This window comes from Winogradskya humida (assembly GCF_016862215.1).
GTDB classification, from domain to species: Bacteria; Actinomycetota; Actinomycetes; order Mycobacteriales; family Micromonosporaceae; genus Actinoplanes; species Actinoplanes humidus.
The window spans coordinates 93,816-107,000 of sequence record NZ_BOMN01000118.1 but is presented as its reverse complement, the minus strand read 5'-3'; the positions used below and the strand labels follow the sequence as shown (position 1 = coordinate 107,000).

11 protein-coding genes are annotated in these 13,185 nt (G+C 67.0%); 5 read left to right on the top strand and 6 right to left on the bottom strand.

All coding sequences use genetic code 11. From position 1 onward, the window contains the following. Positions 1-34: 34 nt before the first annotated feature. Positions 35-562 (bottom strand): GNAT family N-acetyltransferase, encoded by a 528-nt coding sequence (locus Ahu01nite_RS41900; RefSeq protein WP_203842326.1) that lies wholly within the window; start codon positions 560-562, stop codon positions 35-37. A gap of 115 nt (positions 563-677) precedes the next feature. On the opposite strand from Ahu01nite_RS41900, the gene Ahu01nite_RS41895 reads away from it, so the two are divergent. Then, complete coding sequence (locus Ahu01nite_RS41895; protein ID WP_239159563.1) at positions 678-2,291, top strand: methyl-accepting chemotaxis protein; 1,614 nt, start codon at positions 678-680, stop codon at positions 2,289-2,291. Here the strand turns inward: Ahu01nite_RS41895 and Ahu01nite_RS41890 are convergent. After that, positions 2,288-3,562, bottom strand: a complete 1,275-nt coding sequence (locus Ahu01nite_RS41890) for an O-antigen ligase family protein (protein WP_239159562.1) — start codon at positions 3,560-3,562, stop codon at positions 2,288-2,290. The genes Ahu01nite_RS41895 and Ahu01nite_RS41890 overlap by 4 nt on opposite strands. A gap of 57 nt (positions 3,563-3,619) precedes the next feature. On the opposite strand from Ahu01nite_RS41890, the gene Ahu01nite_RS41885 reads away from it, so the two are divergent. The 3 genes from Ahu01nite_RS41885 to Ahu01nite_RS41875 all read left to right on the top strand — a co-directional run bounded on the left by Ahu01nite_RS41885 (position 3,620) and on the right by Ahu01nite_RS41875 (position 6,356). After that, positions 3,620-3,937: a PadR family transcriptional regulator gene (locus tag Ahu01nite_RS41885; RefSeq protein ID WP_307794719.1), complete on the top strand. Its 318-nt coding sequence runs from the start codon at positions 3,620-3,622 to the stop codon at positions 3,935-3,937. A gap of 74 nt (positions 3,938-4,011) precedes the next feature. Beyond that, positions 4,012-4,929: a hypothetical protein gene (locus Ahu01nite_RS41880; RefSeq protein WP_203842325.1), complete on the top strand. Its 918-nt coding sequence runs from the start codon at positions 4,012-4,014 to the stop codon at positions 4,927-4,929. Between the two features lie 215 nt (positions 4,930-5,144). Beyond that, positions 5,145-6,356 carry a glycosyltransferase 87 family protein gene (locus tag Ahu01nite_RS41875; protein ID WP_203842324.1) on the top strand — a complete coding sequence of 404 codons (1,212 nt, stop codon included), beginning with the start codon at positions 5,145-5,147 and terminating at the stop codon, positions 6,354-6,356. 125 nt (positions 6,357-6,481) lie between these two features. Here Ahu01nite_RS41875 and Ahu01nite_RS41870 read toward each other — a convergent pair whose 3' ends face one another. From Ahu01nite_RS41870 to Ahu01nite_RS41860, 3 genes are all read right to left on the bottom strand, one after another. Further along, positions 6,482-6,706, bottom strand: a complete 225-nt coding sequence (locus Ahu01nite_RS41870) for a hypothetical protein (RefSeq protein ID WP_203842323.1) — start codon at positions 6,704-6,706, stop codon at positions 6,482-6,484. 676 nt (positions 6,707-7,382) lie between these two features. Beyond that, complete coding sequence (locus Ahu01nite_RS41865; protein ID WP_203842322.1) at positions 7,383-8,183, bottom strand: ABC transporter permease; 801 nt, start codon at positions 8,181-8,183, stop codon at positions 7,383-7,385. After that, positions 8,180-9,121, bottom strand: a complete 942-nt coding sequence (locus Ahu01nite_RS41860) for an ATP-binding cassette domain-containing protein (RefSeq protein WP_203842321.1) — start codon at positions 9,119-9,121, stop codon at positions 8,180-8,182. The genes Ahu01nite_RS41865 and Ahu01nite_RS41860 overlap by 4 nt, the downstream gene beginning before the upstream one ends. Positions 9,122-9,372: 251 nt before the next feature. On the opposite strand from Ahu01nite_RS41860, the gene serA reads away from it, so the two are divergent. Continuing rightward, on the top strand, positions 9,373-10,587 hold the full coding sequence (serA, locus tag Ahu01nite_RS41855; RefSeq protein WP_239159566.1) for a phosphoglycerate dehydrogenase: 1,215 nt from the start codon (positions 9,373-9,375) through the stop codon (positions 10,585-10,587). Positions 10,588-10,609: 22 nt separating this feature from the next. On the opposite strand, the gene Ahu01nite_RS41850 is transcribed toward serA, so the two are convergent. Next, positions 10,610-13,126, bottom strand: coding sequence for a hypothetical protein (locus tag Ahu01nite_RS41850; protein ID WP_203842319.1), 2,517 nt, complete (start codon positions 13,124-13,126; stop codon positions 10,610-10,612). Positions 13,127-13,185 lie beyond the last annotated feature (59 nt).

The window sequence follows — 13,185 nt, the reverse complement described above, 5'->3', positions numbered from 1 at the left end:
CAGTTGAGGGGCCCGCTGATCAGGCTTTTTGCGATCAAATTGCCTTGCGCATGCGGATCAGTGGGACCGATGCACCTCCTGTGTCGTCGGCTAGTTCTTCGAGCGGTTCGAAGCCTGCTGCCTTGTAGAGCGGCGCTCCGGCCAGGGTGCCCATCAGTTCCAGGGCAGTGAAGCCTTCCGCCGCTGCTGCTTGCTCGCAGCGGGCAAGGACCAGGCTGCCCACGCCCCGGCGGGTGAAGGCGGGGTGGGTGTACATCGCGCGGATCCGGGCCGGTTCGGTTTCCGGGTTGAGCAGGGCCGCGTCACGTCCCGCCGAGTGGTCACCGCCGTAGAGGGTGGCTCGGCGGCTCCAGCCTCCACAGCCTGCGATTTCGCCGTCGGATTCGACCACGAAGTACGTGCCGTCGTCGATGAGCTGGGTGTCCAGGCCCATGATGGCTCGGCTCGAACGGATCTGGTCGGCGTCGAGGAAGCCCCGCTGCAGTTCGATGATTGCCGCGTCGATCATCGGCAGGAGGGCGGGCATGTCCTCGCGGCTGGCTAGGCGGCAGGTCAAAGTCATGGTCACAAGGATGCCGGAGTGGGTGGGGAGGAGTTGGAAACCCGCCAGAGCCTCAACTGCTCCGCAGAACGACCGAATCGGCTAGAGGAAGCTGGGATCGCGTCTAGGAGCGTCAGTGACAACTGCACCGGGAACCTCAGCACGGCTCTCGTTCTCCGACCTGAGTGTGCGCACAAAATTTATCGCTGTGATCTGCCTGGCGGTGGTCATGGCCATCGGTGTGGCGATGGTGGGGCTGATCGCGCTCGGGCGGGCGAGTGACGCGGCTCATGCGATCTACAGCGAGAATCTCAGCAGCTCACAGGCCATCGCCACCGTGCAGGCGGACATGGCGCAGACGCGGCTTGACCTGGCGACTGCTGCCATCGCCCAGGACGACGCCACCAGCGAGAAGTACAACACGCTGTTCACAGCGGACATCAAGGCCACCGATGAGGCGATCGCGGCCTATGTTGCCAGCGGGCCGGCCGGTGCCGCGGCGACCGTGGCCGAGCTCCAGTCGAACTGGGCGGCGTACAAGACGGTTGCCCAGGGCGACCAGTTCCAGGCCGGGCAGGACAACGACTACGCCGCATTCCAGAAAGTGAACGAGGATTCCGCCGCGCCGCTGTTCACGAAGATCAGCGCCGGGGTGGAAGAGCTGACGGCAGCCGAGGCCGCGCAGGCCAAGCAATCGGACACCGCGGCCAAGAGCACCTATTCCACCGGGCGACTGGTGATCATCCTGGTCATCACGATCGGCGCGATCCTGGTGCTCGCGCTAGGCTTCCTGGTCGCGCAGGCGATCGTACGGTCGCTGGCTCGCGTCAAGGCGGTCTGTGACGCCCTCGCGACCGGTGACCTGACCCGCAGCAGCGGCCTGACCTCCCGCGACGAGCCCGGGCAGATGGGACAGGCCCTCGACTCCGCCCTGAGCCAGTTGCGCAGCACGGTCTCCACCATCGACGAGTCGGCTTCCTCGCTGGCCGGGGCGGCGGAGGAGATGTCGGCGACCTCCACCCAGATCGCCTCCTCGGCGGAGATCACCTCGGTGCAGGCGCAGGCTGTGTCAGCCGCCGCCGAGGAGATCTCCCGCAGCGTCGACACGGTGTCGGCCGGAAGCGAGGAGATGGGCACGTCAATCCGGGAGATCTCGCAGAACGCGACCGAGGCCGCGCGGGTGGCCGCCGAGGCTGTCACGATCACCTCGGCCACGTCGGAGACCATGAACAAACTGGGCGAGTCCTCCGCCGAGATCGGCAACGTCATCAAGGTCATCACCTCGATCGCCGAGCAGACGAACCTGCTCGCCCTGAACGCGACCATCGAGGCCGCCCGGGCCGGCGAGGCCGGAAAGGGCTTCGCCGTCGTCGCCTCCGAGGTCAAGGATCTCGCTCAGGAGACCGCCCGCGCGACCGAGGACATCTCCCGCCGGGTCGAGGCCATCCAGGCCGACACCGCTGGAGCGGTCACCGCGATCGGCGAGATCTCCCTGGTCATCGAGCGGATCAGCGACTTCCAGACCACCATCGCCAGCGCGGTCGAGGAACAGACCGCGACCACCGGGGAAATGAGCCGCAGCGTCGGCCAGGCCGCCGGTGGCACCAGCGAGATCGCCCAGAACATCACCGGGGTCGCCACCGCGGCCGCGCAGACCAGCGAGGGTGTGGCCCAGTCACGCGCCGCCACGACCGAGCTGACCAGGCTGTCGACCGAACTGAGCAGCCTGGTCTCCCGCTTCCGCTATTAGACCGTCCCGGCCCTTACCGGCACAGGAATGGCCATGGGTACGCCGGGACGGTTGACGGGGCCGTCCACCGCCGCCATCGCCAGGGCGATCCCGAAGAACATGACGGAAAGGTTCACGTCGGTAAAACCGTAGAACGGCGTGAGGATGAGCGCGATGACCGGAATGACGCTCAACCATTTGCCCGGCGTGGACACTGCCGCGGACAGACGCCGGGCGATGACCAGGAAAAGAAGCAGGAAGACGATGAGCGCCGGGATGCCATGGCTGTACATCAGCAGCCAGAGCTGTCCCTGCGTACCCAAAGGCTCTGCTCCGGTTGTGGTGTCCACCGTGCGGGGCGCGCCGAATCCCAGAACGGGCGAGTGCAGGACCGCGTTGATGGTCTGCCAGTAGAGGTCGGCGCGGTCGCGAGTGGATTCGGTGTTCTCCACCCGGTTGTTGATGAGGTCCATGACCGGGATGACGAGCGTGACCACCCAGGCCAGCACCGAGACGCCGACGATCGAGGCGATGACCCGCACGTCGCCACGCATCAGTGCACGCAGGCCGAGATAGAGCATCCCGGCGCCGAGCCCGACGAACATGCCGCGGTTCAGCGTCAGGAACGCCGGGACCAGGGACAACGGCAGAGAGACGATCACTGCTTTGCGAAGAAGGCCTTCGCGTACCGAAGAAAGATAGGCGACGACGCAGGGGATGAGAATTGCGAAGCCCGTGCCCCAGTTATTGGTGTAAGGGTAGGGCGCAGCGGTCCGGTAGTACGGATTTTGGCTGGTCGCACTGTATTCGGTGGCGTGCACATGGGTGAGCGCCTGCACGATGCGGTCGTTCGAGATGCTCTTCGGCAGCAGCATTTCCACCGGCGTGGTGAGAGCGAAGCGGGGAGCGAAAACGCCGATCCAGCCGAGCACCACCATTGACAGCCAGAAAACCATCAGGGGCTGGAACAGCAGCTTCCAACTGATGCCGTTGCGGGCAGCGTTGTAGACGTAGAGGTAAACGACAAAAGCCACCACCACAAAACCGAGGCGAAGGCCGTACATGAAAACGGAGGTGACCTTCTCGAGGCGGGTGCCGCTCACCACGATCAGCCCGATCAGAACGAGCCACAGCGACCAGCCGGTCGGCATCCGGACCTTCCCGCGACTCAGCAGCACTACACCGAGCACGACCGAGAAAACGGGCCAGATCAGGTTGAGGCCGCCCAGCACCCACCAGAACGGCACCATGCCGAACATCAGATAGAGCGGCCAGACGGGCAGTGCGGGCATCGATGCAGTGTAATGCTGACCGGCTCGAACCCAGCGAGCCCTATGTAGGATCTGGACATGGCTGTGCGGATGACGTCGTCGGTGCTCAAGGTGGTCGCCGCCCTGCTCGCCGACCCCGTGGGCGAGCACTACGGCCTCAAGATCATGCATGCCACCTCCCTGCCGAGCGGCACGCTCTACCCCATTTTGGTACGCCTGGAGCGCGCTGGATGGGTCGAGTCACGCTGGGAAGACGTCGACCCCGCTGTCGAGGGGCGCCCGACGCGGCGTTATTACCGGCTGACCGCGACGGGCGCGTCCGAGGCTCGACGCGAAGTGGGTGCCATGCAGCAGCAGATATCCCGGGCCATCGGCGCCCCCGGGCTTTCGACATGAACGGGCCGTCTGTTCACTTGATCCGGCTCGCGGCCTTGTTCTCGTGGCTCGCGGTCCTCTTGACCCGGCTCGCGGTGAGGCGGTGGCCGGCGGATCTCGCCGCGGACCTCGAGCGCGAATGGCTGGCCGAGCTCGACGCCATGCGCGGAAGGCCGCTGCGCCAGCTCACCTTCGCCGGAAGCCTCGCCATCTCCCCCGCGATCGACGGACCGACCTGGCAGGACCGGGCACGCGGGGTCACCACTCCGGTGGTCCTGACGTTGCTCGCCGCGGCGCTGTTCAACGGCGTACGGCTGGCCGGGGTGCACGGCGGGCAGCTCGCCGCGGGGACGGCACTGGTCTTCGCTTTGGCGACCATGGGCTGGGCGGGGCGACGCACGAGCTCAAGCGGGGTGATCCTGCTCGGCGCTTGTCTGTACGCCTTCCTGCTCGCCGGAAACCCCGTCGCCGTGATGCCGTTCATGGGCTGGCGTGACGCCGGGCCCGCTGTCGTCACCTGGACGGTAGCCACTGCGTTCCTGGTCCGCACCCGATCCCGGACCATCGCTGTCGTCGGAACACTGGTCGCGCTCGACCTCGCTGTCGCTGCCGGTTCGGCGCATGCCGCGTTGACGCTCGGCGTTCCACTCGGCTCCGCACCGTTGTGGCTGCCACAGATCCTGGTGCCGGGCTCTGGTCACCCGATGCTCATCGGGAATGCGGCGGCTATGACGGGTGCACTCGCGCTCGTTTCGGCGTACGTGCTGATGGGTTTGATTCGTAGTAAGCCTGCCCGCCTTCCCCGGGCCCGCGCGATCCCGGCGGGTGTGACCGCGGCGTTGGTCAGCGTGGCGATCGGCGAGTTCCTGCGCCGCACACCTCGGGCGATCGACACTGTTTTCGGGTTCGGGTTCCTCTCACCGCCTGCCGGACTCGCGGCGACCGCACTGGTGGTTGCCCTGGCTGCTGCTTACCACTCGCCGGCCGGGGCGCCGCTCCTGAACAGCAGGTAGCCGGTTCACCGAACGGAGCCCATGTCTGACCAGGGCATGAGCCGGAGCCGTTCGGCTAGGTTCGCATCACCACGTGGTAGCGAGCCCGCCCTTTCCTGACGGTGGCGCCCTGCGGTTTCGATTTTGCGGGGCGCTTGCTGACCCTATGTAGAGTACCGACCATGGGTATAGCTAGACGGACTTCTCACTGGGTTCCGGCAGCTGTTGCGGCGGCGGTGGCGGTTTGGGCCGCGCTGGGGCGGCCGGGCGCGCTTCGGCTCACCGACCTGGGCGTGTACGTCGGTGCGGTGGAGGGACTGCGGCACGGCGCGAGTCTCTATGACTTTGTCAGTGCGGGGAATGCGCCTTTCACGTATCCACCGTTTGCGGGTCTGGTGTTCCTGCCGCTCGCGGATGTGGCGGTGCCGCTGCTGCAATGCCTCTGGACCCTCGGGACGCTGGTCACGGTCGTGCTGGTGGCGCAGATGGTGGCCCGGGAGACCGCTCTGCCCGCGCCCGCGTTGGCGTTTGTCCTCATTCTTTCCGCGCCGATCTCCTCGAACTTCAAGTACGGGCAGGTCAGTGTCTTTCTCGCCGCAATGATCACGGCGGACGTGCTGCTGTTGCGGGGGAGGCGCGCTCACGGCGTACTTATCGGGGTAGCCGCCGCGATCAAACTAACGCCGTTGATCTTCATTCCGATGCTCTGGCTGGCGGGCCGTCGCCGGGCGGCCGTCACCGCCGCAGCAACCTTCACCACCTGCGGTGCTGTCGCTGCGCTGGCACTGCCGGGTGACTCATGGCGATTCTGGACGACGGAGATAACGCAGGTGAGCCGGCTCGGATACATCACGAGCGTGGGGAACCAGTCACTGAATGGCGTTCTGATGCGCTTCGGCATCTCCGCCGCGGACCGGTCGCTCGTGGTCGTTGTTGTCGGCGGCGGTATTGCGTTGCTCGCATCGGTACAGGCCGGACGGGTTGCTCGGCGTGGTGACTGGCTCTCGGCGGTGGTGATCACGGGTTCTGCCAGCGTGGTCCTGTCGCCGGTTTCCTGGACGCATCATCAGGTGTGGCTGGTGTTGGCCGCACTGCTTCCTCTCCGGGGAAGGATTCGGGGATATTGGATGGCGCTGGTCCTGGCGGTGATGCTGCTGCCGGTAACCGCACTCGGGCCGCCGGTCTGGAGCAACATCCGGTTCCTGCTGGCTGTCGCGGTAACGACGGTTGCGCCGTTCCTGCTGGTGAGCCCGGATCGGCGCGATGAGCTGGGGTTGGGGTCGGTTGGGGTGACGCTTCGATCGGTGGGGCGAGGTGTGCGACGGCTGGCGCATGCCGGGGCCGGGGCGGGGGTTGCCGCGCTCCAGGAGGGCAGCCCGGGACAGGTCACACGCAAGACGCCGACCACCGCACCACCGGGCGGCAGCTCGCGGCAGATCACGCGCTGAGCGGCGAACACAGCATCATCGGACGGCAACTCATGGCGGATCACGCGTAGGGCGCCAAGCAACCGGGGGTGGGGCGGTCGTGACGTGCTGGAGGCACGCCACGACCGGGCTGTTGATCTGTGGGGTTATTCCGAGCACTCCGGATCTGGAGGGAACGGGTAGTCGTCCTGCTTGATGCGGGCCATGCGGGCGGCGTGGCGGGCGATCAATCCGTGGTTTCGGCGGGCTTTGCGGGCGCGTTCGGCGGCTGCTGCTGCTGCTTTCTTGCGGGCGGCTTCCTGGACTCGGGATTCGAGGCGATCACGCCATTGGTCGCGCTCGGTTTGGCAAAAGATCTCTGCGTCGGTCATGGGGATATTTTCTCGCGGGGGTACGACAGTTTTGGCGATGCGGTGCGGGATTTGGAGAACAATGGCGAGGTCGACGGGATCAGGTGCCGGCTTTTGCTAACAGTGCGAAAAGGTGCAGCCTGCCGGCACCGGAGCGGTGGCGAGCGTTGGCCGGTATGCCAACTGAAGCCGACGCGGCAGAAGGCGACCATTGAGAAGAGGGTGGGCCGTAGGCAACAACCGGATCGAGGGTCCACGGCCAAGGGCAATGCCCGGCCACACCACAAAGCCCACCCCCAAGCCCAAGCCCAAGCCCAGGCCCAGGCCCAGGCCCAGGCCCAGCGAGGCGAGGCCAGGCAACGTAAGGCAAGGCCAGGCCAGGCCAAAGCTCAGACCACAAAGCCCAAACCCGCCAGAGCCCAGGCTGCACGACCAGGCAACGAGGCCCAATCCGCGCAGCCCAGGCCGCACAAGCCAGGCAGCAAACCCCAAGCCGCAGAGCTCAGGCCGCACAAGCCAAGCCCCACAGCCCGAGCCACAAACCGAAGCCACACAAACCGAGCCACCCGGCCCAAACCAAAACGGAACAAACCAAACGGACCAAACCGAAACAAGCCAAGCCGAAACAAGCCAAGGCGAAAGGTCAAACCGAAAACACCAAGCCAACCCGAAACGACCCCAGCCCAAAAAGCAGCAACTATTTGCGGTTATAGAGGCGCATTGTCAACGCTCCGAAAACGGCCAGCAGAACAGCGGAAGCGGCAAGGGTCCACATTGTTTCCGCAGCGTCCGGCGTGCCGGCCATGAGGAATCGGACGGCGGCGACCAGATGCGTGATGGGGTTGAGTTTTACGAAGGCCTGGAGCCAGCCGGGCATCGTTGACGGGTTGACGAAGACGTTGCTCAGGAATGTCAGTGGGAACAGGACCAGCATGCTCACCCCCATGACTGATTTCTCGGAGCGGAGAAGCAGCCCGAACATTGTCCAGATCCAGGAGAAGGCGAAGGAGAAGACCACGAGGAGGCCGATTCCCGCGAGGACTCCGACCACTCCACCTGCTGGCCGGAAGCCGAGGATGAGGCCGACCAGCATGATCGTGGTGGCGGCGAGGACATAGCGCAGGACGTCGCCGATGATCATGCCGACCAGGGCTGCTGGGCGCCAGATGGGGAGGGTTCGGAAGCGGTCGAAGACTCCTTTTTCGATGTCGGTGTTGAGGCCTACGCCGGTGTACATAGTGATCATCACTACTGAGGTGACCATGATGCCGGGGAGCAGGTATTGCAGGTATTCCTTGGTGGAGCCGGCCAGGGCTCCGCCGAAGAGATACGTGAACATCAGCGTCATGATGATGGGGAAGGCCGTGACGTCGAAGAGTTGCTCGGGGACGTGCTTGATTTTCAGGATCGCGCGCCAGCCGAAGGTCAGCGAGGCGGCGAGGGCTGAGGGGCGGCGGGGGCGTTCTTCGCGGGTCAGGACGGTGGCGAGGGTTGTCATGCCGGGGCTCCCTGGGCGGTGAGGGCGAGGAAGACCTCGTCGAGGCTGGGCTGGCCGAGGGAGAAGTCGTCGACCAGGATGCCCGCGCCGGCGAGGGCGCCGAGGGCCCGGGCGGCCTGCTCGGCGGAGGCGGCGGGGGCCGTGAGTGCCACCGGGTCGCTGTCCAGCTGCACCGGGGTGTCGAGGGTTGCTGCGATCAACGAGACCGCTTCGGGGCGGCGGCCGGGGTCGCGGAGTCGTACGTGGACAGTGCCGGCGCCGATGGATGCCTTGAGGGAGCCGGGGGTGCCCTCAGCGATGACCTTGCCGTGGTCGATGACCGCGATCCGGCCGGCGAGCCGGTCGGCCTCGTCCAGGTATTGCGTGGTGAGCAGGACCGTGGTGCCGTGGGCGACGACCTCCCGGATGATTTCCCAGACCTGGTTGCGGCTGCGGGGGTCGAGGCCCGTGGTCGGCTCGTCGAGGAAGAGCAGGTCAGGGGTGTTGAGGATGCTGGCGGCGATGTCGATGCGCCGGCGCATGCCACCCGAGTACTTCTTGACCTGACGGGTGGCGGCCTCGGTCAGGCCGAACGCCTCCAGCAACTGGGCGGCTCGGGCCCGGGCGGCGGGTCGGCGATGGCCGAGCAGGCGGGCGAGGAGCACGAGGTTTTCCGTGCCGGTGAGGTCCTCGTCGACGGAGGCGTACTGCCCCGTGAGGCTGACGCGGCTCCGCACCGCGTCGGGTTCCTTGGCGACGTCGTGGCCGAACACCCGGGCGGTGCCGCCGTCGGGTCTCAGCAGGGTGGCGAGCATGCGTACGACGGTGGTCTTGCCTGCGCCGTTGGGGCCGAGTAATCCGTAGACCGTGCCGCGCGGCACTTGGAGATCAACGCCGTCGACCGCGCGGTTGTCTCCGAAGATCTTCACGAGGCCGGTGGTTTCCACTGCGAAAGACATGCGTGCATGGTCTCGCGGGGGTGTGACATTTCGTCCGTGACGGACCCTGGGCGTTTCCCACGTGTTGCAGCATTGATCCGTTCAAGGCGCCGGTTCCGTAGAAGGCGGTGAGGTTACGGCCTGACCGTAAGGTGGGACCTCCGGCACACCGGCAAGGTATGGGCAATCCGGGGCATTAGTCTGGGACGCCTATGACTGGGCTTCGGCGTGGCGGCCCGGACGATCGATTCCCTCATATGAAACGGAAAGTGATGATCGACCAAGCCAAGGTACGAGTTCTGCTGCTCGAGAGCATCCACCCCGACGCGGTGTCCCGGCTCGAGGCAGAGGGTTACCAGGTCGAGTCCCTCCGCAACGCCCTCGACGAGGTCGAGCTCATCGAGCGCATCCCGGGCGTGCACCTGCTCGGCATCCGTTCCAAGACGCAGGTCACCGCGAAGGTGCTCGAGGCCGCCGACAGCCTCGTCGCCATCGGCGCGTTCTGCATCGGCACCGACCAGATCGACCTGGGGACCGCCTCCAAGGCGGGTGTCGCCGTGTTCAACGCGCCGTTCTCCAACACCCGCTCGGTGGTGGAGCTGGCGCTCGCGGAGATCATCGCCATGACCCGGCGGCTGACCGAGAAGAACAATCTCATGCACGAGGGCGTGTGGGACAAGGCCGCCGTCGGCAGCCACGAGGTCCGCGGCCGCAATCTCGGCATCATCGGGTACGGCAACATCGGCACCCAGCTGTCGGTGCTCGCCGAGAACCTCGGCATGCACGTGTTCTTCTACGACACCGCCGACAAGCTCGCACTCGGTAATGCCCAGCGCTGCGCCTCGCTCGACGAGCTGCTCGAGCTGTCGGACGTCGTGACGATGCACGTCGACGGCCGGCCGGGCAACGCCGGGTTCTTCGGCGCCGAGCAGTTCGCCAAGATGAAGCAGGGCGCGATCTTCCTGAACCTCTCCCGGGGCATCGTGGTCGATCACGGCGACCTGCGTGACGCGCTGACCAGCGGACGCCTCTCCGGTGCCGCGGTCGACGTGTTCCCCACGGAGCCGAAGGGTCGCGGTGACGAGTTCGTCTCCGAGCTGCGCGGCCTGCCGAACGTCATCCTCACGCCGCACATCGGCGGGTCGACGGAGGAGGCGCAGGCCGATATCGGTGACTTCGTCGCGAACAAGCTCAACCACTTCGTGCAAGAGGGCAACACCACGCTCAGCGTGAACCTGCCCAGCGTCGCCCTGCCCGCCCAGTCCGGAACGAGCCGCATCGTCCATGTCCACGTCAACATGCCGGGCGTGCTCGCACAGGTCAACAGCATCCTCGCCGAGCACCACGTGAACGTCGAGGGCCAGCTGCTCAGCACCCGCGGCGAGTACGGCTACCTGATCACCGACATCGGCGGCGCCTTCAGCGCTGATGTTCTCGACAAACTGCGGGGCATGAGCCAGACGGTCCGGCTCCGCGTTCTTTCCTGACCGTACGCCCGGAGTGGCCCTCCTAGTCCCGCGTCTCCACGGACAGGAGGGTCACCGGGGCTTCGGTGTCGACGTCATAGCGGTTGTCGGTCGCCCAGTCCTTCGGCGTCAACGTCGACCCGGGCGCGACGTCGCGCAACGTCTTCGCACCGGCCGCGACGGTCTTCGCGCCACCCTTCATCTGGACCCGCACAGGATTTCCACTCGGCGACGTCATGGCCAGCTCATCCACCGACCCGGTCACCTTGAGCGGCACCGTCCCGGCGGCTCCCGGCAGCTGAATCGTCGTCCGCCGTGACCCGCCGATCAGGCTGATCCCGCCGACCTTCCCGCCCTGAAGATTGAGCAACTGCTCGTCCGCCGCCCCGGAGAACCGCAACGTCCACATGATCCTGGACGAGAGCACCACCTCAACCTCACCGGTGTCGCTCACGTTCTCCCCCGCGGCACCACCCGGCGCGAGCTGCAGCTGCACCTTGTCGCGCGACAGGTCAGGCTTCGGCACCAGCCCCGACCCCTCAGCAGTGGTCATCCGGTACAGACTGTCCCCGAGATCCTCGCTGCGCACGGTCACCTTCGTCACGGCACTGACCAGCTCGAACTCCGCGGCGGTCCGGCCTTCGATGAGCGCGGTGGCCGTACGGTCCGCAGTGGGCTTCTCCTTCGCACCCAGCTCGAGCACCGACGTCAGGGCCTTGTCGTCCCCCGAGAAATACGTGACCCCCGCAACCGTCCCCCCGACAATCACGGCAACAGTCAAAGCCAACCCAGCGAAAAGTACGCCCGGACTACGCTTCGCCGTCGCCGGCGCCCCCACAGCCCCCGCCCGATGCGCCCGGATCTCATGCGCATTGTCCCCAACCAGGTCACCGATATGGTCCTCATCGAGCCCCGCCGCGACACCCCGAGAACGCCCCGATCCCCGCAGATCCGACCCGAGCGACGCATAGGGATCCTCGGCCGACCGCTCGCGAACCGGGCGCCCCGCCTCCGCCTGATACTGCCGAACGGAAAAATCCGCCTCATCAGAACGATCTGACAAAGCCCCCTGCCGCTGTCGGCCAAGCTGCGCGAAGTCGTCAGACTGCCGACTGGTCCGGGTCGAGTTTTCGGGCTGCCGACTGGTCCGGGGCAAGTCCCCGGACTGGCGGCTGATCTGGGTCGCGTCGTCGGACTGACGGCTGAGGTAGCCGAACTCGTCCGGCTGCTGACGGCTGAGATGGGCGAAATCATCGGGTTGCTGCCGGCCGAGGTGAGCGAAATCGTCAGGCTCGGGACGGCTCAGGTGGGCGAAATCATCCTGCTCGGGACGGGCAAGGTGGGCGAAATCGTCGGGCTGGGGGCGGCTGGGGGCGGACTCGAGCTGCGGGCGGTTGCGGCGTGGGGGGTCGAGCTGCGGGCGGCGGACCGGGTGTGCCAGTTCGGAAGCGGCGTGATGTGCCAGTCCGGTTGCGGCGTGTTCCCCGCCTCGGTGGCTTCCACCGAAGTCTGCGTCTCTCTCGCCGGCATCCGCCGCGGCGGGCCTGGCGGATTTCGGAGCTTTGGAAGCCTTGGCAGGCTTAGCGGGCTTTTTGCCGGGCGCGACCGAGATGGGCGCATCATCACGCCAGTTGCCACTGATCGGGCCTGCGGTGAAACCGAACGAGGTACGCCCGTTGGTAGCCGGCGGCGCGGGACCGAACTTGGGCTCCGGCTTCGGCTCCCGTCGCGCCTGCGCCTCCCAGCCGTCCTCAGCGTCCCAGCCCTCCGTCGCCGGCACGACCTCCCCGGACTCCCACACCTCCGCACGCGACCCACCATCCCGCGGCGAAGAGACCTGCGCATTGGCGCCCGTCGCCCACTCAGTCGCGCCACCCCGAGCGACCTGCGGGTTGACACCCGTCCCCCAGTCGGTGGCGGCATTGCCGCGGACCTGCGGGTTGGCGCCCGTCCCCCACTCCGCGGCGGCACCCCGAGTGACCTGGGGGTTGGAGCCGGTAGCCCACACCGTCGTGGTGCGTGCGCTGTTGGTGTCGTCCGGGATGTCTGTGGCCTGCCAGCCGTCGGCGGCGCCCCATCGGTCGCCACTCTCCTGGCCGTCGGCCTCGGCCCACGGGTCAACGGCCGGCGCGTCGCGCGGTGTGGCGGCGGGGCGACCGTCCGTTGTGGTCCGTCGTGCCGCAGCCGGACGACGGTCCTGAGCGTCGGGCCGGCTCGGCCCCTTGTCTGCCTGGGTGCGGTCTTCCCGCATCGGGGTGTCCTCGATCTGACGACGGGGTGTGAACGCGTTCCAGCTACCGGTGTCGGTCAGCTCACCTCGGGGTTCCTCGCCCGAGCCTCCCCCGGACGAGCGCGAGCCACCCCCAGACGAGCCAGACGAGCCAGCCGAGCCGGACGAGCGCGAGCCACCCCCGGACGGGACCGTGCCGGGCGTACGGCGGCGGGGCAGGGGGTCTGCTCCGGGTCGGCGGTAGAGCGCTTCGTGGTCGGTTGCGACGTCCGACGGCAGGTCCGCGAGCGCGACGGACACATCGGACGAATCGGCAAATCCTCGTTCCACGCGAAGTCCTCCAGCTCGCGCCGGCGCCCTACTGTCTTTTCAGGGCGCTCCAACGAGAG